The organism is Funiculus sociatus GB2-C1, from assembly GCF_039962115.1.
Taxonomy (GTDB): domain Bacteria; phylum Cyanobacteriota; class Cyanobacteriia; order Cyanobacteriales; family FACHB-T130; genus Funiculus; species Funiculus sociatus.
Genome location: NZ_JAMPKJ010000003.1, coordinates 136,538 through 154,261 on the forward strand (window position 1 = coordinate 136,538; position 17,724 = coordinate 154,261).

At 44.8% G+C, this 17,724-nt stretch carries 20 protein-coding genes and 1 pseudogene; 10 read left to right on the forward strand and 11 right to left on the reverse strand.

The features are described from left to right. Positions 1 to 147 precede the first annotated feature (147 nt). Both NDI42_RS02860 and NDI42_RS02865 read left to right on the forward strand, forming a co-directional pair. Positions 148 to 1,269 carry a site-2 protease family protein gene (locus tag NDI42_RS02860; protein ID WP_190459838.1) on the forward strand — a complete coding sequence of 374 codons (1,122 nt, stop codon included), beginning with the start codon at positions 148 to 150 and terminating at the stop codon, positions 1,267 to 1,269. A 191-nt stretch (positions 1,270 to 1,460) separates the two neighbouring features. After that, positions 1,461 to 2,840, forward strand: a complete 1,380-nt coding sequence (locus NDI42_RS02865) for a cytochrome P450 (RefSeq protein ID WP_190459840.1) — start codon at positions 1,461 to 1,463, stop codon at positions 2,838 to 2,840. Between the two features lie 147 nt (positions 2,841 to 2,987). On the opposite strand, the gene NDI42_RS02870 is transcribed toward NDI42_RS02865, so the two are convergent. Continuing rightward, complete coding sequence (locus NDI42_RS02870; RefSeq protein WP_190420446.1) at positions 2,988 to 3,185, reverse strand: hypothetical protein; 198 nt, start codon at positions 3,183 to 3,185, stop codon at positions 2,988 to 2,990. Between the two features lie 288 nt (positions 3,186 to 3,473). On the opposite strand from NDI42_RS02870, the gene NDI42_RS02875 reads away from it, so the two are divergent. After that, the gene (locus NDI42_RS02875; RefSeq protein WP_190459841.1) at positions 3,474 to 4,433 is read left to right on the forward strand and encodes an SGNH/GDSL hydrolase family protein; all 960 of its coding nucleotides are present in this window, start codon (positions 3,474 to 3,476) and stop codon (positions 4,431 to 4,433) included. A 114-nt stretch (positions 4,434 to 4,547) separates the two neighbouring features. Here the strand turns inward: NDI42_RS02875 and NDI42_RS02880 are convergent, their stop codons facing one another. The 4 genes from NDI42_RS02880 to NDI42_RS02895 all read right to left on the reverse strand — a co-directional run bounded on the left by NDI42_RS02880 (position 4,548) and on the right by NDI42_RS02895 (position 7,844). Beyond that, positions 4,548 to 5,168 carry a hypothetical protein gene (locus NDI42_RS02880; RefSeq protein ID WP_190459843.1) on the reverse strand — a complete coding sequence of 207 codons (621 nt, stop codon included), beginning with the start codon at positions 5,166 to 5,168 and terminating at the stop codon, positions 4,548 to 4,550. Continuing rightward, positions 5,168 to 5,800, reverse strand: a complete 633-nt coding sequence (locus NDI42_RS02885; protein WP_190420440.1) for an AAA family ATPase — start codon at positions 5,798 to 5,800, stop codon at positions 5,168 to 5,170. Before NDI42_RS02885 ends, NDI42_RS02880 begins: the two co-directional genes overlap by 1 nt. A 132-nt stretch (positions 5,801 to 5,932) precedes the next feature. Continuing rightward, a complete protein-coding gene (locus NDI42_RS02890; protein WP_190459844.1) occupies positions 5,933 to 7,015 on the reverse strand; it encodes a DUF3616 domain-containing protein in 1,083 nt (360 codons plus the stop codon). A 160-nt stretch (positions 7,016 to 7,175) separates the two neighbouring features. After that, entirely contained in the window at positions 7,176 to 7,844 is a 669-nt protein-coding gene (locus NDI42_RS02895) for an SOS response-associated peptidase (protein ID WP_190459846.1), read from the reverse strand. A gap of 183 nt (positions 7,845 to 8,027) precedes the next feature. On the opposite strand from NDI42_RS02895, the gene NDI42_RS02900 reads away from it, so the two are divergent. Beyond that, positions 8,028 to 8,510 carry a PD-(D/E)XK nuclease superfamily protein gene (locus tag NDI42_RS02900; protein ID WP_190420649.1) on the forward strand — a complete coding sequence of 161 codons (483 nt, stop codon included), beginning with the start codon at positions 8,028 to 8,030 and terminating at the stop codon, positions 8,508 to 8,510. Here the strand turns inward: NDI42_RS02900 and NDI42_RS02905 are convergent. After that, positions 8,507 to 9,373 carry a DNA adenine methylase gene (locus NDI42_RS02905; protein ID WP_190459847.1) on the reverse strand — a complete coding sequence of 289 codons (867 nt, stop codon included), beginning with the start codon at positions 9,371 to 9,373 and terminating at the stop codon, positions 8,507 to 8,509. The genes NDI42_RS02900 and NDI42_RS02905 overlap by 4 nt on opposite strands. 331 nt (positions 9,374 to 9,704) lie before the next feature. On the opposite strand from NDI42_RS02905, the gene NDI42_RS02910 reads away from it, so the two are divergent. The 4 genes from NDI42_RS02910 (at position 9,705) to NDI42_RS02925 (ending at position 12,519) form a co-directional block, all read left to right on the forward strand. Then, on the forward strand, positions 9,705 to 9,911 hold the full coding sequence (locus tag NDI42_RS02910; RefSeq protein WP_190443107.1) for a DUF751 family protein: 207 nt from the start codon (positions 9,705 to 9,707) through the stop codon (positions 9,909 to 9,911). A 48-nt stretch (positions 9,912 to 9,959) separates the two neighbouring features. After that, positions 9,960 to 10,361 carry a 30S ribosome-binding factor RbfA gene (rbfA, locus tag NDI42_RS02915; protein ID WP_190459849.1) on the forward strand — a complete coding sequence of 134 codons (402 nt, stop codon included), beginning with the start codon at positions 9,960 to 9,962 and terminating at the stop codon, positions 10,359 to 10,361. A gap of 62 nt (positions 10,362 to 10,423) precedes the next feature. Continuing rightward, entirely contained in the window at positions 10,424 to 11,989 is a 1,566-nt protein-coding gene (locus tag NDI42_RS02920) for a glycoside hydrolase family 3 protein (protein ID WP_199311451.1), read from the forward strand. A 290-nt stretch (positions 11,990 to 12,279) separates the two neighbouring features. Further along, positions 12,280 to 12,519 carry a DUF4327 family protein gene (locus tag NDI42_RS02925; RefSeq protein WP_190420427.1) on the forward strand — a complete coding sequence of 80 codons (240 nt, stop codon included), beginning with the start codon at positions 12,280 to 12,282 and terminating at the stop codon, positions 12,517 to 12,519. Between the two features lie 205 nt (positions 12,520 to 12,724). Here NDI42_RS02925 and NDI42_RS02930 read toward each other — a convergent pair whose 3' ends face one another. The 3 genes from NDI42_RS02930 to NDI42_RS02940 form a co-directional block, all read right to left on the reverse strand. After that, the gene (locus tag NDI42_RS02930) at positions 12,725 to 13,117 is read right to left on the reverse strand and encodes a hypothetical protein (RefSeq protein ID WP_190459853.1); all 393 of its coding nucleotides are present in this window, start codon (positions 13,115 to 13,117) and stop codon (positions 12,725 to 12,727) included. Further along, positions 13,117 to 13,254, reverse strand: coding sequence for a hypothetical protein (locus tag NDI42_RS02935; protein ID WP_190443102.1), 138 nt, complete (start codon positions 13,252 to 13,254; stop codon positions 13,117 to 13,119). Before NDI42_RS02935 ends, NDI42_RS02930 begins: the two co-directional genes overlap by 1 nt. Before the next feature lie 112 nt (positions 13,255 to 13,366). Continuing rightward, positions 13,367 to 13,708, reverse strand: a complete 342-nt coding sequence (locus tag NDI42_RS02940; RefSeq protein ID WP_190420423.1) for a hypothetical protein — start codon at positions 13,706 to 13,708, stop codon at positions 13,367 to 13,369. A gap of 239 nt (positions 13,709 to 13,947) precedes the next feature. On the opposite strand from NDI42_RS02940, the pseudogene NDI42_RS02945 reads away from it, so the two are divergent. Next, a pseudogene (locus tag NDI42_RS02945) lies at positions 13,948 to 14,100 on the forward strand (cation efflux transmembrane domain-containing protein); the annotation flags it as partial. A 196-nt stretch (positions 14,101 to 14,296) separates the two neighbouring features. On the opposite strand, the gene guaA reads toward NDI42_RS02945, so the two are convergent. Together guaA and cbiD are read right to left on the reverse strand one after the other, a co-directional pair. Next, positions 14,297 to 15,922: a glutamine-hydrolyzing GMP synthase gene (guaA, locus tag NDI42_RS02950; RefSeq protein ID WP_431191426.1), complete on the reverse strand. Its 1,626-nt coding sequence runs from the start codon at positions 15,920 to 15,922 to the stop codon at positions 14,297 to 14,299. 116 nt (positions 15,923 to 16,038) lie between these two features. Then, complete coding sequence (cbiD, locus tag NDI42_RS02955; protein WP_190459855.1) at positions 16,039 to 17,232, reverse strand: cobalt-precorrin-5B (C(1))-methyltransferase CbiD; 1,194 nt, start codon at positions 17,230 to 17,232, stop codon at positions 16,039 to 16,041. Positions 17,233 to 17,362: 130 nt separating this feature from the next. Between cbiD and NDI42_RS02960 the strand changes: the two genes are divergently transcribed. After that, on the forward strand, positions 17,363 to 17,695 hold the full coding sequence (locus tag NDI42_RS02960; protein ID WP_190420419.1) for an STAS domain-containing protein: 333 nt from the start codon (positions 17,363 to 17,365) through the stop codon (positions 17,693 to 17,695). The last annotated feature ends 29 nt before the right edge of the window (positions 17,696 to 17,724 follow it).

The following is a 17,724-nucleotide window of genomic DNA, read 5'->3' on the forward strand; positions in this document are numbered from 1 at the left end:
ACCGAACCTGAATGGACGGATACTACGATAGCAAAAAGATTAAGGCAGTCGTTACATTCCGTTACGATAAGGATATGCGAGAGGTTCAGTTAAGCCTCTCAAAGAAAAGATGCGATCGCTCGCGTCTGTAAAATTAGAGGTGGCGTAATGAACGGCACAATTCGCGTCGGCAATCTTTTTGGAATTCCCTTCAACGTACATCCGTCCTGGTTTTTTGTCCTGGGTTGGGTGACTTTGAGTTATGGTAGCGGGCTAGCGGCTCAATTTCCTTCCCTCAGCTTGGGATTACCCTGGTTACTGGGATTGATCGCAGCGCTGCTGTTGTTTGCTTCGGTATTGGCGCACGAACTAGGACATAGTTTTGTAGCCATCCGGCAGGGAATCGAAGTTAAATCCATCAATCTGTTTCTGTTTGGTGGTCTGGCAAGTCTAGGAAAAGAGCCAAAGACTCCAGCAGGAGCATTCTGGCTAGCGATCGCAGGGCCTTTAGTTAGTTTGGCGCTTTTTGGTCTAATTAGCGTTATTAGCTTTAGCTCAGGCATTTCCGGGCCATTTGCAGCAATTTTAGGAGTGCTGGGTTACGTCAATTTGGCGCTGGCATTGTTTAACCTAATTCCAGGCTTACCCCTAGATGGTGGTAATGTTCTCAAAGCGATAGTTTGGAAGATTACTGGTAATCCTTACAAAGGTACTGTCTTTGCTGGTCGCGCTGGTCAAATCCTGGGATGGATTGCGATCGGATCAGGACTGTTACCTCTACTAATGGGTAGCTTCAGCGGTGTCTGGAATATATTAATCGGTTGGTTCTTGCTGCAAAATGCTGGTCGTGCAACCCAAGGTGCCAGAGTGCAGGAGCAATTAGCAAATTTGACCGCCCAAGATGCAGTAATGCCCGATAGCCCAATTGTATCTGAGGCGCTTTCTCTGAGAGAGTTTGTTAACGACTACATTATTGGCAAACCCCAAGCGCAGCGGTTCTTAGTGACTAACGATCAGGGAAAATTGGTAGGCGCGATCGCAGTTGACGATCTGAAAACCATCCCGACATCTCAATGGCCGGAAATATCTGTTAGTCAGCTAACGCAACCTATCGAATTCTCCACAACTGTCAAACCCGATCAATCGCTGCTGGAAGTGGTGACGCTGCTAGAAGAACAAAAGCTCACTCAACTTCCCGTCATTCGCGACAACGGCGTGCTAGTAGGACTTCTGGAAAAAGCTTCAGTTCTCCAGTTGCTCCAAAAAAGAGCGGAAGCAAACCCTGCTTAATCGATTTTGGATTTTGGATTAATCTAGAAATCTAAAATAAAACCTCCCTCGGACAATCAGATGCTTGTCAGGGGGAGTTTTTTTGTGCGCCATCTCTTTCAGACCCAGCCAGGGAATGCGTTGCTTGTTTCCCACAGTTCTCCCTCTATCGGCACAATAGAATTAAACTGCTCTGAACACAAGGCGCTTCAATGGAACTCACTAACAGTTTGCCTAAAGGGCCAAACACTCCGCGCTCGCTGCGGTTAATAAAGTTTATTTTTCAGCCCATAAAGTACCTGGATGATTATGCCAAAGCCTATGGTGACACCTTCACCATCAGGGGAAGCAAAAATACTCCGATTGTGTACTTCAGCCAACCACAAGCACTGCAAACGATTTTTACTGCTGATGACCGCCAGTTAGACGCTGGGAGAGGGAACAGCGGCTTAGAGTTTTTAATGGGAGAAAATTCTCTGCTACTGCTAGATGGCGATCGCCATCAGCGCCAACGACAGATGTTAACCCCTCCCTTTCACGGGGAACGGATGCGGGCTTACGGTCAGATTATCTCTGAAATCGCCGAGCAGGTGATGAATCAATGGACGGTTGGCAAACCCTTCAACATCCGTGTGTCGATGCAAGAAATCGCCCTGCGCGTCATCTTACGAGTGGTGTTTGGACTGGATGAGGGGTCGCGTTTGGAAAAACTACGCAGCTTAGTCGGTTCAACCCTGGACTTGATGACTTCCCCCTTCAACTCCAGCGCCTTCTTTTTTGAGTTTCTTAAACAAGATTTAGGCGGTTGGAGTCCTTGGGGTCGGATGCAGCGCCAAATAAAACAAATTGACGAACTGATTTATGCTCAGATTGCAGAACGTCGAGCAGAATCTAACCCGAATCGCGAAGATATCCTCAGCTTAATGATGTCTGCTCGTGATGAAGCGGGTCAACCGATGACGGATGTAGAGTTACGCGATGAGTTAATGACTCTGCTAGTCGCCGGACATGAAACTACCGCTTCTGCGCTGACGTGGGCTTTGTACTGGGTTGACCAATTACCCCAGGTGCGTGACAAACTGCTCCAAGAGTTGGATGTTGATACCACAGCAGATCCAAGTGTCATTGCCAAACTGCCCTATCTAACTGCGGTTTGCTCTGAAACGCTTCGCATTTACCCAATTGCTGCGAATACCTTTATTCGCGTTGTGCGATCGCCCTTCGAGATAACCGGCTACAAATTGCCCCCAGGAACGGTAATCGTCCCTAGTATCTATTTAGCCCACTATCGCGAGGAAACTTTCCCAGAGCCGAAGCAGTTCAAGCCAGAACGTTTTTTAGAACGACAATTTTCTCAATACGAGTATTTGCCCTTTGGTGGCGGAAATCGTCGCTGTATCGGCATGGCATTTGCCATGTATGAAATGAAATTGGTTCTCGCAACAATTCTGTCACGTTTTCAAGTGTCGCTGGTTGATAAGCGCCCGGTTATTCCGGTGCGTCGGGGTTTGACTTTAGCAGCACCAGCAGGCATGAAGATGGTTGCTACTTCTCGACTTAAAAAGCCTGCAAATACTCCAGTCTCAGTTTAATTAGGTTTTATGACGGCTTAAACTCCAACTCCCTCAGATTAGCTGGGGGAGTTTTTGTAAGTAGGGGCATAGGATGCCCCTACGCAGGAAATTGGGGGTTAATAAATCCATGCTCCTAAACACCCCATTAGTGTCAATAAACGTAATTTAATAGCTGTCTTCACCTGCAACTAGGTCGCTATCAGTAGGCACGCAAAAGTCTTGATTTAGGGAGGCATCACGGATTGCTTGCCACTGACAAAGGAGTTCATCACCCCTTAGATCGTTGACTATGTATTGTTTAACAGCCTGTTCCAATTCTTGCGGGGTTTTGGGAACGGGAACAGTACAGGTAAGTTCTGGCATAAGGAAACCTCTGCTGAAAGGACGGATATCAGGGTTAAGACCCTATAAGTCATATTTTAATGACATTTAAAGAAAAAGTAGCGAAAGTTACATTTTTAAAACATAACTTAGGTTATGAACTGGGAGAAGTACCTAGCCTGTAGCGATCGCTCCCAGCATCTTGTAGATAGCAAGTCCCCTTGTTTGAGCTTAGGTTGGGTAAAGCGATGACTCTCCAACAGCCAGCCATCTTCCAGAAATGCTACAAGGAAAAAGCAACTGTTGTAGCTCAAATCGGAATCTCTGGGGATGTTGATAAAAAAAATTTTGGTGGCTACCGCTGGAGCAGCGATCGCTTTCTTCTCAGTTTTGGGCTTTCCCAACGAAGTTTCAGCAAAGAATTTTGATGAGATTTATGTCTTTGGCGACAGCATCTCGGATGTTGGCAATGCCTATAAAGTTACAAGAGGGGAAAGTCCCTCAAACCCTCCCTACTTTCGCGGACGCTATTCTAATGGTTTAGTTTGGGCGGACTATCTCGCAGCTAAGCTGAAATTAAAATCCAGTACAGAGACTAACTTCGCCTTCGGAGGTGCAAAAACAGGTAATTCTAGGCAACTTCCCCCAGGATTGCTGACGCAAATTGAAACTTTTAAAGCAACCCATGCTTCCGCAGATCCGAAAGCTTTGTATATTATCTGGGCTGGTGCTAATGATTACCTGGGTGGCGCTACTGACTCTACCGCGCCAGTTAATAATTTAAGCGTAGCAGTGAAATCTCTCGCTGACGCTGGCGCTAAAAATATCGTAGTAGTTAACTTGCCAGATTTAGGAAAACTTCCAGGTACGCGCATCAGCGAACGTTCCAACTCGCTCAACAATTTGACTCAGAAGCATAACTCTGCATTAGCTGCATCTCTCAACAATTTGCGCCAGCAACTAAGTGATATTAAGATCACCTATCTTGATGTGAATTCTCTCTTTAATCAAGTCGTCAACAATCCAGAAAAATTTGGTTTCACGAATGTAACTAACGCCTGTCTAAGCCAAGTTAGGATATGCAATAATCCCAACGAATATTTATTTTGGGATAACATCCATCCGACAACTGCCGCGCATAAATTACTCGTAGAGTTAGCTTTTGAATCGTCCAAACCTGCGCCCCAACCTGTTTCTATCTCTACCCCTATTCCTTTTGTAATGGGCGCGATCGCATTTGGTGCAGGTACAGGTTTTATCATCAAGCGCCAAAAAGCCGTCAAAAACTGATTTTAAGTTCGGTAGGCTATGTTAACAAAAATAGTAGGGTGGGCAAAGCCAACCAAATCTTTCGATGGTAGGCAATCCCCGCCCTACAAAATTATTCTTTGAATGTACACCTATTTATAGTAACCAAGTCTTTGCGGCAAAATCCGCAGGCTCATCTGCGTGTTTGAAAACTGGACGTTGTTGCCGCACGAATGATTGGGCTAGTTGTCCTTTGCTAGGTGGCTTGTCTTGCTTATCTTGCTTGTCTTGCTTGTCTTGCTTATCTTGCTTGTCTTGCTTATCTTGCTTGCCTTTTTTCAGAGCATTAACTTCATCACTCAGTTGAGAATTAGCTTCTGCAAGTTGCATAGCTGCATTTTTAGCTTGCTCAAGTTCTGCCTTTACTTTGTTTACTTGTTTAAGCTCTTTCTGAAGCTTTTGTACTAATTCTTTTTGCTCATCAAGATTTGCTTCCAAATTAGACATTTTTTCCATTAGAGAGCTTTCGTTTTGACGCGATCGCTCTATAGTTGCTTTCAAGTCCGTCACCATTGCTTCTAAATCAGCTTTGGTTGGATTTGTCCGCTTAGCAGTAGTTTGTTCAGAGGTATCTGTTGACGATTCCTCCTCCTCAGCTTGCAACTCTGATTCTGAAACTTTATGGGCGGTGACTTCTATAACAGTTTCACCTTCTTCTTTGTCTGGTAAATTTTGTGCTTCTTCACGTAGTAAATCTGAGAGACGTTTTTTAGTCATTATTTCCTCCAATCACGTTGTAATTCATTAGCCACACGGCGGTAGTCTGCCTGAGCCTCCCGTCCATTCGTCCCGCGCCATTTAGTAATAGGCACCCCCTCTAGCGCCGCTCGTTCGTGGGCTTTGTAGGCGCGAATAAACGCATTACAGGTGGGTATTCCTAGCTCCATGAGAGTGTTTTGAGCCTCCAGTGCTTCCCCTACACTCCGCCCATCCACCTTAGTTAGCAGCACCCGATGGGCGACTCCTACGGGCATAACGGTTTCCCGGACTGTTTCAATAAGTACAGCCAGATCCATTGCTGCTGGGGGTGTAGGCAAAACCAGATAATCTGCGATCGCTACTACCGCCGCTAATGCTTCGGAGTGCAACGCCGGAGGCGTATCCACTACTACTAAATCGTAGCCTTCTATCTCGCATAAATTACTCAAAAGTTTTGGGTCAGTCTCTTGGGCTAGGTCAAAGCCCATCCCTTTCTCACTACGCCCAACCCACCAACTCGCCGAACCCTGAGAGTCTGTATCGACCAGAAGAACCCGTTTGTTTTCCGAGAAGGTAGCCGCCAGATTGACTGCTGTCGTGGTCTTACCTACTCCTCCCTTCCCGTTGAGAATAGCGATTATTCTTGGCACTGTTCGCCTTTGATGCTGACCTTAGAAAAATATACCGCTTTATCGGCTATGAAATTTTTTTTTTGCTTTATTTCTTTGGCTGCGAACATATATCATGCCATTGATGTATATCTTCAGAAAGAATCGACACCATCACTTCAGTCTGAAAACATCGGCAAAAATACTATGCGGCTCTAGTATTCTGTTCTCATCAGGTGAATCATAAACCACCATAAGAGAATTTTTCTGTCCTAAACAAGGAAAGAGTGCCAACCCCTCAGCATGATCTGAACCAAACCTGAAAGGCAAATCTAAAACTACTTCCAAGTCTCCCTCTTCCTGCCCAGATATACTATTTTCAGGATGATCTAAGCCATTTTTTAACCGAAAAACTCGCAAAGCACCTTCTAGATCCATAGTAGGTCCCGCGAGTATTAATAAGTCTTCCCCATCTAGACACAGTTCTCGTACACCTAAGCCATTCAGATTCACAAAATGTTTTTTGTATTGCTTCCCTTCTTTACCGATTTTTTTCAGTGTTAAAATCCCCGGCTCTGTTTCTTCAACTTCTATCTCTAAAATCAGCGCCCAGCCTCTGAGTACAGGACCTCGCAAGCCAATGAAAATTTTATCTCCTCGAACAGCTAATCCTTCAATATCAAATCCATTTTCTTTAGAGGGAATAGAACTTGTTATAAAATGCCCTATGTGGCGGTCTTCTTTTAGGGCTTCCATCAACACATTAGTATTATCGTCTATCTTTTGCAGACAAGCTGATGCCATTTTTTTGTCTGGATTATCTGGATGAGAGCATACTTTAAATAACTCCTTCCCCACCACAGGGATACGAGCTAGTACATAACGATTTAGCTCCCTTTCTACTGTGGCTAGTTTATCTAAATCTTTTTCTAAATCTTTACCCTTTACTTTTTTCCGCTTTGTACTATGCGAACCGATTATCCATAGATAATTGTTGGCATAATCCATCCCTTCTATATCAATTTCGCCTTCTTGATTAAATAAATCAATAAAATTCTTAACAAAAAATTGCTGATGATCACCGAAAATATTTGGCTCAATAGGTGATAAACGCTCAAGAGTTCTGGTTTCATCAGAACCTACCCACAAGCTACCATCAGGTGTGAAAGCAGCCGCTGATAAATCTTGTCCGAGAGGTTCATCTGCTTTGCCATTGAAGCGAATTAGCACGCGACTTAGTAGAAAACTTTCTGGCATAATTGCTTACTTCCTAAAATAGTTGGGGAGCGTTACAATTCTGTATTAGCATATCCCAATGCAAGTTTCATACCCTCTATCGGAATAAATAATTATCTATATAAATAAAAAGTAGGGTGGGGAATATCCCCCGCCCTACTATAGTTATGTTGCTAGTTGCTCACAAACTATTAATCAATTCTGCCGAGTCATTCACTGGCTTATTCACCTTCGTGCTGACTGGATAAGCTGTCATTTCTTCGGCTGAGTACGGATGCAACAAAGGCTGCAATAACTCTGGCTTTTTTACCTCTGTATCTAGCCATAAATCGTAGTCTTTTGGGTCAATAATTACAGGCATCCGGTTATGGATGGGGCGCATCAAATCATTAGGTTCTGTTGTCAAAATCGTACAAGAATTAATCACCTCACCATCGTCACTTTTCCAATGCTCCCAAAGCCCAGCAAAGGCAAAGGGATTCTCATCGTTCATCCGAAAATAAAAAGGTTGCTTTTTCTTTTCTTGCTGCTGCCACTCATAAAAGCCATCAGCCAAGATTAGACAACGGCGCTGTTTAAAAGCCGCTCGAAAAGAAGGCTTTTCGGTTACTGTTTCCGCCCGTGCATTAATCATCCGCGCCCCCATTTTTGGATCTTTCGCCCAACTGGGAATCAGTCCCCAATGTAACATTTGAAACTCCCTTTGGGACTCTTCTGCATTCTGTAAAATCGTCTGAATTTGCTGGGTAGGTGCAATGTTATAACGGGGCGTTAAGGGAGGAACATTATTTACCTGGAATACTTGGGCAATTGTTTCTGCTGATTTACTTTGACTGAATCTTCCACACATGATTTTATCCCACGCGACTAATTACATGGCGAGCCAATTTCACTTACTTAATAGTATCTATGTACTATTCTAAGCCAATATTATAAACTTTTATTTTCTTGTACTTGAATATGCAGAACTGGAAAAAAGTTTACTGTAGAGTTAATATTTCTTTAGAATGTACCGTCTCAGTTGGGAAAGATGATGACTCAGGGCGGCAGAGCAAATCGGTCTGGTAAAGTTTTAGAAAGAACTGTAGAAGCAACCCTGCGAGAACATGGATATTTCCAAGTCGCTAATAATTTACCGAATAAGCAGCGACGCGACTACATCTTAAACGGTTGTCTGCTACCTAAACGCTATGCAAGACAGGTTTATATTGGCAACGGCATTTATGGAACTGACATCTATGTAGACTTTTATATTATTGGTTTAGCTGCCTTTCCTTCGGGGTTAATTATTGAGTGCAAGTGGCAACAAAGCGGGGGTTCTGTTGATGAGAAACTACCTTATGTCAACTTAAATATTCAAACTTGCTATCCAGTCCCATCTGTTGTAGTAATAGACGGTGGCGGTATGAAGCCGGGAGCAGTTAGTTGGTTTCACAAACAAGTTCACTCAAATGCAAATTTATTGGCAGTACATACATTAGTAAGTTTTATGGTCTGGGCTAACAACAACTTTTAATATGAAGTTACTAAAATTTCGGAAATTTTACCCCGCTTTTTGGGATTGGAATTAATTGCTCTTGATGCTGATATAGTGTGAATAGTAGGAAGATTATTTGCTTGAAAAATTTTATCGTCACTATAGAGTTCTCGAATGAAGGTACAGTCAGAGTTAGAGAGCATAACTTTGACACCCTGCGCTGCAAGTTGTGCAAATATATTCCTGAGTTTTATCTGATTGTCTTCATTAAAGGAATAGCGACTATAGGCTGTGAAGTAACTGGTATCGCTTAGAGGATGATAGGGCGGATCGAAATATACCAAGTCATCTGAATTTGCGTACTTCAGGATATCTTCAAAAGGTCTAACATCAATTACAGCAGACTGAAGTGCAATTGATACTGAACGCAGTAAATCTGCCTGGCAAATCGGAGGATTGACATATCTGCCTATGGGTACATTAAATTTACCTTTGGAGTTTTCCCGATAAAGTCCATTAAAGCAGGTTTTGTTTAAATAAATTAAACGAGCTGCCCTTTCTAAGTCTGTGTTATAAGACAGCGATCGCATCTCATAATAATACGCTTTATTATGCTTTTTCTGATGCTCTGACAACAACTCAATTAAATGCTCGACGTTATCTCTGACGCACAGATAGGTTTCAATTAAGTTGTTATTTATATCGGTTAATACAGCTTTTTTATGAAAAATTTGATTAATATAAAAAAATACAGCCCCTCCCCCTAAGAATGGCTCGTAGTAATTTTCAAAATGTTTAGGTAAATAATATTTATACTGTTCTAGTAATTTGCTTTTTCCTCCCGCCCATTTTAAAAAAGGTTTGGTAATATTTTTATTTTCTGTGTTTGGTTGTACTAGCATTTAGCAATAAGTTTAGATCGACTATATAAAGATCTTACAATTTTACAATATAAGAGCTTAATATCAATAGCGATTTAGATAAATAATTGCTGAGAATTAAAACATTAGTTGTAACAGTTAAAAGGAATCAAAATAACCATAATAACGCGCTCTAAGCAAGTTAATAGGTGTATAATTGGTTAGCGTTTGGGCGAGAAGACCAATAAGTGAGATCGCGCTTATTCCCCGACGATAGCAGGATAAAGCGATCGCGCTCTTGCGGACTTGTCGAACTTGCGCTTTAAATGTTAACAGTTAAAATGCAGTAGCTTATAGCTGCGGTCTCCAACATATGTTTGATGGCTTTTGGGATAACATCTCTCGCTACCCTCGCTACTTGGTAACAATCATCCTGGGGGTGTTCTTTTACGCCTTTGCGTGGTTGCAGCCACTGATGAAAAACCCGATAAGCGCGATCGCCACGATCAGCTTATTTGTAGCAGGCTTAACTTTTGTTGCCCTCACCCTACGGGCGATGCTGGGGTTGGCCCCAGTTTAGTACGATAAAAAATCATTGCTCAGACTGTCTTAAAGGCAGCGGACTACTATGGCTACGAGTCGTCGCGTTTCTCGCGTTTCAGCACTAATTAAACGCGAAATCAGCCAATTGCTGCTCCAAGAAATCAAAGATGACCGTGTAGGCGCTGGAATGGTCAGCGTTACAGATGTCGATGTTTCCGGCGACCTGCAACACGCTAAAATCTTTGTCAGCATCTATGGCACCGATGAAGCAAAAGAAGAGACAATGGCTGGTTTAACGGCAGCAACCGGATTTGTGCGCCGGGAATTAGGTCAACGACTGGGGCTGCGTCGGACACCAGAAATAATGTTTCTGGAAGATGAATCTTTGGAACGGGGCGATCGCCTTCTGAGTTTGATAAATCAGCTTAGTAGTGAGCGTAAGCCAGAAAGTGGGGAAATGGAAGACATCATTGAGGCCAAAGATTGAAATCTGTGTCGGAGTCGCTACCTGAGTGGGAATCGCTAACTGTGCCACAACAGGTAGCGCAGATGTTTGTAGTCAGAGCATCGGGCTACCTGTTCGATCACCAAATTCAGTACCCAGAATGGGAACCACCCAGAGCAAAGCTGCAACACTGGATACAGGATTTGGGCGTTGGCGGTGTAATTTTGTTGGGAGGCAGTGCGGGAGAATTGGCACTGCGATCGCAACAACTGCAAAGTTTTGCCAAAATCCCTCTGCTGATTGCCGCTGATATTGAAGAAGGCGTTGGGCAGCGGTTTTCTGGGGCAATTTGGTTTCCCCCGCCGATGGCAATTGGGGCAATTTCCCGGAAAGATGTCGCCAGAGCCTTGCACTACGCCCAGGAAATGGGCGCTATCACCGCCTCGGAATCACTAGCTATTGGGATCAACTGGGTGCTATCGCCCGTCGTAGATGTCAACAACAATCCCCTAAATCCAGTCATTAACGTGCGGGCTTTTGGGGAAACCCCAGAGGAAGTAAGCCAGCTGGCATCTGCTTTTATTCGGGGCGCACAACGTTTTCCGGTGTTGACGACTGCCAAGCATTTTCCCGGACATGGCGACACGGCAGTTGATTCTCATCTAGATTTGCCCGTCTTGCCACACTCACCAGCACGACTAGCGGAAATTGAACTGCCACCGTTTGCCTCGGCGATCGCATCCGGTGTTGACGCTGTGATGAGCGCTCATCTGCTCATCCCCGCCTGGGATATCGAACGCCCCGCCACTTTGTCTTATCCTATTTTGACTTCTCTGCTACGGCAAGAGTTAGGATTTGAAGGTTTAATTGTCACCGATGCCTTGGTAATGGGAGCGATCGCTAACCGTTATGGAGCTTCGGAAGCCCCCGTCTTAGCTGTAGAAGCCGGGGCGGATATTTTGCTAATGCCAGTAGATCCGGCTGGTGCCATCCAAGCAGTTTGTGACGCTGTGACAGAGGGGCGCATTTCCGAGGAGCGAATTCGCGCCTCTGTCGAACGTATCTGGAAAGCTAAGCGCAAGGTGCAGGGAAGTAAGGCAGACTTAGGAGATTCCCCAATCCCCAATCCTCAATCCCCAATCCCCAACCCCCTACAACTCGCCTCACCTCACGCACTAAACACCTCTGCAAACATTTCGCGAGATTCCCTGCTAGTTCATGGCCAGGTTCCTCTGCCTAGAAGCACAGGCAACTTACGCAATTTAATAGTGGTGGATGACGTACTCAATTGTAAGTTTTTGGGTAAACTTGCCCCGGCTGTCGCATTACCAAAAAGCTTAGGCTATCAATTGCAACTGGTTGACCACCATACCCCGACTGTGGCATTGTCAGAAGCGATCGCTCCCATCTCGACAACACAAACATTGCTTCAACTTTTTATCCGTGGCAATCCTTTTCGAGGCAGTGCTGGCTTAACACCCGTTGCCGAAGATTTGTTTAAAAGATTATTAAAAAATGCCGAGCTACAAGCCTTGGTAATTTATGGTAGCCCGTACATCTTAGAGCAGTTTCTTCCGCATCTGCCTTTAGAGATACCTTGCGTGTTTTCTTATGGACAAATGTCAGAAGCTCAGGCGATCGCTCTGGAAGTTTTGTTCCCTCCCCAATAAATTGACTGTTAGAGGTATGCCAGTTTTTTAAACTTTCTTTAACGTTTTGCCTGTCATACCTTTATTTATTCATAAATCAAGAGCGCTAGGCTAGGCGTAGATACGCCCTTTCTGGAGTAATTTCATCCCTATATAGACGGAATTGATTGTCAAGAGTCCCTGACTTTTGCAATCTTTATTAAAAAGAATATTTAGTTTGTAACTCAATATACTGAACTTTTTATATGTTCGCGCTACGAACTATTCGTTAATATTAATTTTAGATCCGTTAGTTTATAGGTTGAGGACTTATGAGCGTTGACACAATGCTAACTGGTGCGTCTGTATATTCCATCGATGTTATTCAAGATGAAGCACGTCAATTAGTGGAGAAGGGAGTTGTGACTCGTCAGCAACCGATCTACGTCCTTTGTCAGTACATTCCCGCTCGTGAGTGGGTTTGTGTTGAGTGTGAACTAGAAAGGTGCAATATCTTACTCCGCGATCGCATCGGCGATCTGATGGGTCAAGAAGAATGGGATAACGACTGATAAATCTAGATTGAAGACAATTTTAAGACAAGGAGAGCGGTTCACCAGTAAACTTGGTGCAACCATAAGCAATCCGTCCTCCACGCTCAAAACATCACAGTGGAAGACAGCTATCTCTGGATTACCTGCCAATTTTTACTTTTAATGCCCGATCTAGAGAACTTATCTCTTATGCGGGTTTGACAAAATCAATTCTAAAGCCGATCTAAATCTCTGAGTCGGGGTTGCGTAGCTTCTCTAACTCAGTCCGCATGGCAGCAATTTGTGCAGTTAACTCCTGTAGCTCTATCTGCACATCCTGTTGGGCAACCGATGTCGTCGAGGTTGTGACGGTAGAACTGGGTGTCCCATAGGTAGACGTACTCTCAGTCCGATCAGCTGGTGTGATTAGCGAATCAACAAAACTTCGAGCTACCTGCTCCGTTGTCTCTCCTTTTTCTGCCAACTGCTCTAAGAGCAAATTTGAGTCTGTTTTTAACAGTTCAAGATTTTGTTCTCGCTTTTGCGGGTCTTGTACGCTCTCCACCAGGGAAGCCGTCGCACCCAAGGTGACGCGAAATCCTTTGTGTACTAAGTCAAAGAGATTATCAGAGTTCATTAGGTAAATTGAGCCAAATTGAATGATTTGATAAGAATCGAGCGATCGCTATAGTTGACTTCCTTTTGGGATGCCAAAATGCGAACTGTGGGGCGAAGCTCACCTTGGTGCCAGCTAAGCACGGATGCCGATGACATCTAAACTGGCCCGACCATTTTAAGCATACAAAGGGACATTGTGCTGAGATACAAGCTTAAAAGCATCCTTCTTAAGAAAGATGCTTTTAAGCTTGCTTTTTAGCTTACTGGTTTAGCTTACCTGCTCTAGGTACTGATTGATATCCTCAATCAAGCGAGTAAGTTCAGCTTCCGTAGTCAAGCGGATGCGTTCATCACGCAGGGTAAGCAGAACTTTAGCTGCAAAAGGGCTGGGCCAGATATTAGGGTTACAGAAAATCTCTAGAAAGACATCTCCGGTGTAGCGGTACTCCATTGGTTTCTGGGGATTAGTTTTACCGCCGCCACCAGCTACCAACTTAAGACTCTGCATTAATTGTGCGATCGCGCCTTGTAAATCCTGCGCCGCTTGGGGCGTAAAGCTGAAGGTAACAGAGCCTTCAACCAGGTTAAGCCTGAGTTGTGAACCGGACATGAGTAATTAACAGTGAGAAGTTAGGAAGCGAGGATTGAATTAACTCGTAACTATAACTTATTACCACACAATAGAATCTGTAGGTGGAGTTTCGCGATCGCTCAACCCAATTTTCTTTTTTGGGTTTCGTTCTTCAACCCAGCAGCCAAAATTTTTCTAACCCGAAATAGATGCCATCGGCACCCAATAAGTTCTAGACTGGGTGCCATAAAATACAAATAACGAGTGAAAGAAATTCTGTGGTTGCAGATAGCCGCTCGGTAGTGCGTAAAGTTTTAATTATTACCCTGCTACTCAACCTGTTCGTGATGGGATTGAAGGCTGTAGTGGGAACGTGGACAGGTTCTCTCTCGCTGCTGGCTGATGCCTTACATAGCGTAACCGATAGGGCATAGTTTTCCACAGGAAGAGGGGCTTTTCCACAGATTTTTGCAGGTTTTCCACAAAAGTTAAGGAAAAGACAATAACTTAAAAATAAATTTTTAACGCAAAGGATCACAAAGGGAGGCGCATTACGCAAAGGAGATTACTCTGCGAACCTTTGCCATCCCCTGTGCGAACCTTTGCGTTAACAATCCTTCCTTTTCTTCATTCCCACTCGATAGTTCCAGGCGGCTTAGAAGTGATATCGTAAACCACGCGATTGACACCCCGAACTTCATTCACAATACGAGTAGAAACGGTTTCCAAGAAATCATAAGGCACCCTTGCCCAATCCGCCGTCATGCCATCTTCACTGGAAACGAAGCGTAAGACAATCGGATAAGCGTAAGTACGCTGATCGCCCATCACGCCTACGCTGCGAATAGGTAACAACACAGCAAAAGCTTGCCAGAACTGGTTGTACATTCCCTGGCGATTAATTTCCTGACGGACAATTAGATCGGCATCGCGTAGAATTTCCAATCGCTCTGCTGTAACTTCGCCTAAAATGCGAATTGCCAGTCCAGGGCCGGGGAAGGGTTGCCGCTGTACAATTTCTTCTGGTAAACCAATTGAGCGCCCAACTTTTCTCACTTCATCTTTGAAGAGTTTTCGCAGCGGTTCGACTAACTTAAACCGTAAGTCTTTAGGCAAACCACCGACGTTGTGATGGCTCTTAATTTTCACTGCTACCCGTTCGCCAGATTTGGGATCGACGTTGGTATCAGCTGATTCAATAACATCTGGGTAGAGGGTGCCTTGGGCAAGATAATCAAAGGGGCCAAGACGTTTAGACTCTTCTTCAAAGACGCTGATAAATTCGTGACCGATGCGGCGGCGTTTTTCTTCGGGATCTGTGACACCAGCGATCGCATTTAGGAAACGTTCTCTTGCTTGGACGTGTTCCACAGGAATATGAAATTGCTCTTGGAACAGCTTCACTAAGCGTTCTGGCTCCTCTTTCCGCATGAAGCCTTGGTCAATAAACATACAAGTCAACTGATCGCCAATTGCCTTGTACAGCAAAAAGGCCAACGTGGAAGAATCGACACCGCCGCTTAAAGCTAACAGCACTCGCTTCTCGCCAACTTTGGCGCGAATTTCTCGAATTGACTGCTCAACAAAAGCTGCTGTCGTCCAAGTTGGTTCGCAGTCGCAGATGTGATAGACAAAGTTGCGGATTAAGGCGATACCGCCAATCGAGTGAACGACTTCTGGATGGAACTGGACACCGTAGAGCTTTTTCTCGTGGTGAGCGATCGCAGCGCAAGGAGTATTCGCTGTGTGTGCCAGCACCTCAAACCCTTCTGGCATCTTGGTTACAGAGTCCCCATGACTCATCCACATGGTGGTGCCATCTTCCACATTGGTGAGCAGATCCGTGGGATCGTCAATCAATAAGGATGCCTTGCCATACTCTCCCCGGTCAGCACTGGTGACTTCCCCACCCAGCTGCTGCACCATCAGCTGCATTCCATAACACACTCCCAGTATGGGAACGCCGAGATTCCATATTTCGGGATCGCAATGGGGCGCTTTCTTGTCATAGACGGAACTAGGGCCACCGGAGAAGATTATTCCCTTGGGATTGAGTTGCTTTAGCTGTTCGGCTGTGGTTCGATAAGAAAGCACTTCCGAGTACACTTGTGTCTCCCGAATCCGACGCGCAATCAGTTCGGAATACTGAGAGCCGAAGTCAAGAATCACAATAATTTGGCGGTTCAGTTGCCCCAAATTCTCTTCTATTTGAGGCAGTGGTTGTGTCTGTAGAGTCACCGGAGTATCCTGAATGGTGATAGTGTGGATATTCAATAGTCCTTAGTTAGTTACTAATGACTAATAACTACTAATTTTCTAGAAAAACTTCTTTATTGCTATTTATTAAGTTAATTGGTATTCCTATAAAATTAACACACTTGATACAGTAACGCGGCACCATTTTGGCTTTTGACGATAATCTGGCGATCTCGATCGAACAGCAGGGAACCGACAGTAACTTGAGTATCGATCATCGTGCGGATGTAAGCTTGCGATCGCGTGTCAATAGCCTCGGACAGTGAGCTATAAACTTGATCGGCGATCGCGCCTCCATTAGCATCCTCCAATTGCCGCAGGTAAAAGAGCGCATCTTCGGCTGTAGCACTTTGGAAAATTCCCTGCAATGCCGCAGTCGGTAAACCCAGCTTTGCACAATGAGCAGTCAAAATTTCCATCCTTCCATCAGCAAGGTGGTGGTGAGTGTGAAAAATTCCCCCCGCAAGTTTTATCAGTTTGCCGTGGTAGCCAAATAATAAGATTGACTTAACCTGCTGCAATCCAGCCTCTACCAACATTGGGCCAAGCCAGTTAGCAGTTTTTACCATTCTGTCTGGGTGAATACCCAGTTGTCGCGCCAAGTCTAAGCCATTTTCTCCTACGCAGAACACCAAACAGTCGAAGTGCGCTTTGTGTTGCAGTTCCTCGCGGAAAGCTTCTAGCTGTCCAGTAGCACTCAACGGCTGAGAAATGCCTGTAGTTCCGAGTAGCGAGAGTCCATCCACAACGCCAAAAGCTGCATTTGAGGTGCGTTGGGCAAGCGATCGCCCGAAGGGCAAAATAATCGTCACCTGAATTTTTTCCTCTGGTGACAGCAGACGCTGCAAATTCTCTTGTAACAGCCGCTGGGCATAAGCATAAATTGCCGGTTTGTCACCAGCATTCACCATTCGCCCAATTCCTTCACCGCCTTTGATCCGGATGGAGGAGTGAGGAGTTTGGAGTGAGGAGTGAACTGATTCTTCTTTTCCTTTTGCTACCCCGTTTAAAAAAGGCGATTGCCTTTTGTCTTCTTCAAGCCATTCCACCAACACCCAGATTGGTGTGTTGCGGGTGAGGTCAAGGTTATCACCGGGATCGCTGGTGGTAATTGCCAGAGCCATCCCCTCACCGATCTTAGCAACCTGCTCAATGGGTATTTCCACTGTGTCGGCCGGTTCAATTAAATCCACCGACACAGCGTTTATTTCTGGTTGTTCTTGGCGTAACCAGCGCAGGGCGGCAATAGCAGCGGCACAAGCAAACACTGGCAAGGTATATCCAAAGCGGGGTGGGGTTGAGGTCATTGTGAGAGTGCGATCGCGATCGCTGCGCGGGGGTGACTTTTAACAGCTCTGTCATCAGCCTTTCATTGGATTCTATCAATATAAAGATTTTGTAAGTATTTCCTGCTCAACGAGACACTCTGGAGGTTTCATGAAATTTTTCTTTACGAACTTGTTTTCCAAAGCTCCTGCTCAAATTTCTAAATCAGAATTTCGCCCAAGCACTGTGGTAATCAGACCCAGTGGGTGCTTGGATAGCAAGACCAGCCCTGCTTTTATTAAGTCTCTAGAGCAAGCTTTGGAATTGGCGACAGATACTGTGGTGGTGGATATGATTGCGGTAAATGCCATCAAAAGGGAGGGAGTCAAAAGCCTGCTGCATGGAATGGAGAAAGCGGCGGCGCTGGGCAAAACCCTAACTTTTGAATTTCTGGATGTGGCGACGCAAAGAGTTCTCGAAGCTGCCTGGAACTATGAAATATAATTTGCAAAAATTAAAAGCTCGACTTATGC

Excerpts from the sequence above, each read along its gene's own strand:
- NDI42_RS02870 (WP_190420446.1), bottom strand. The coding sequence starts at position 3,185 with ATGCCAGAACTTACCTGTACTGTTCCCGTTCCCAAAACCCCGCAAGAA.
- NDI42_RS02860 (WP_190459838.1), top strand. The coding sequence starts at position 148 with ATGAACGGCACAATTCGCGTCGGCAATCTTTTTGGAATTCCCTTCAAC.
- NDI42_RS02930 (WP_190459853.1), bottom strand. The coding sequence starts at position 13,117 with ATGAACTCTGATAATCTCTTTGACTTAGTACACAAAGGATTTCGCGTC.
- NDI42_RS02905 (WP_190459847.1), bottom strand. The coding sequence starts at position 9,373 with ATGCTAGTACAACCAAACACAGAAAATAAAAATATTACCAAACCTTTT.
- NDI42_RS02895 (WP_190459846.1), bottom strand. The coding sequence starts at position 7,844 with ATGTGTGGAAGATTCAGTCAAAGTAAATCAGCAGAAACAATTGCCCAA.
- cbiD (WP_190459855.1), bottom strand. The coding sequence starts at position 17,232 with ATGACCTCAACCCCACCCCGCTTTGGATATACCTTGCCAGTGTTTGCT.
- NDI42_RS02940 (WP_190420423.1), bottom strand. The coding sequence starts at position 13,708 with ATGTCCGGTTCACAACTCAGGCTTAACCTGGTTGAAGGCTCTGTTACC.
- NDI42_RS02935 (WP_190443102.1), bottom strand. The coding sequence starts at position 13,254 with ATGTCATCGGCATCCGTGCTTAGCTGGCACCAAGGTGAGCTTCGCCCC.
- NDI42_RS02925 (WP_190420427.1), top strand. The coding sequence starts at position 12,280 with ATGAGCGTTGACACAATGCTAACTGGTGCGTCTGTATATTCCATCGAT.
- NDI42_RS02865 (WP_190459840.1), top strand. The coding sequence starts at position 1,461 with ATGGAACTCACTAACAGTTTGCCTAAAGGGCCAAACACTCCGCGCTCG.
- NDI42_RS02900 (WP_190420649.1), top strand. The coding sequence starts at position 8,028 with ATGACTCAGGGCGGCAGAGCAAATCGGTCTGGTAAAGTTTTAGAAAGA.
- NDI42_RS02960 (WP_190420419.1), top strand. The coding sequence starts at position 17,363 with ATGAAATTTTTCTTTACGAACTTGTTTTCCAAAGCTCCTGCTCAAATT.
- rbfA (WP_190459849.1), top strand. The coding sequence starts at position 9,960 with ATGGCTACGAGTCGTCGCGTTTCTCGCGTTTCAGCACTAATTAAACGC.
- NDI42_RS02880 (WP_190459843.1), bottom strand. The coding sequence starts at position 5,168 with ATGACTAAAAAACGTCTCTCAGATTTACTACGTGAAGAAGCACAAAAT.
- NDI42_RS02920 (WP_199311451.1), top strand. The coding sequence starts at position 10,424 with ATGTTTGTAGTCAGAGCATCGGGCTACCTGTTCGATCACCAAATTCAG.
- NDI42_RS02875 (WP_190459841.1), top strand. The coding sequence starts at position 3,474 with ATGTTGATAAAAAAAATTTTGGTGGCTACCGCTGGAGCAGCGATCGCT.
- NDI42_RS02910 (WP_190443107.1), top strand. The coding sequence starts at position 9,705 with ATGTTTGATGGCTTTTGGGATAACATCTCTCGCTACCCTCGCTACTTG.
- NDI42_RS02890 (WP_190459844.1), bottom strand. The coding sequence starts at position 7,015 with ATGCCAGAAAGTTTTCTACTAAGTCGCGTGCTAATTCGCTTCAATGGC.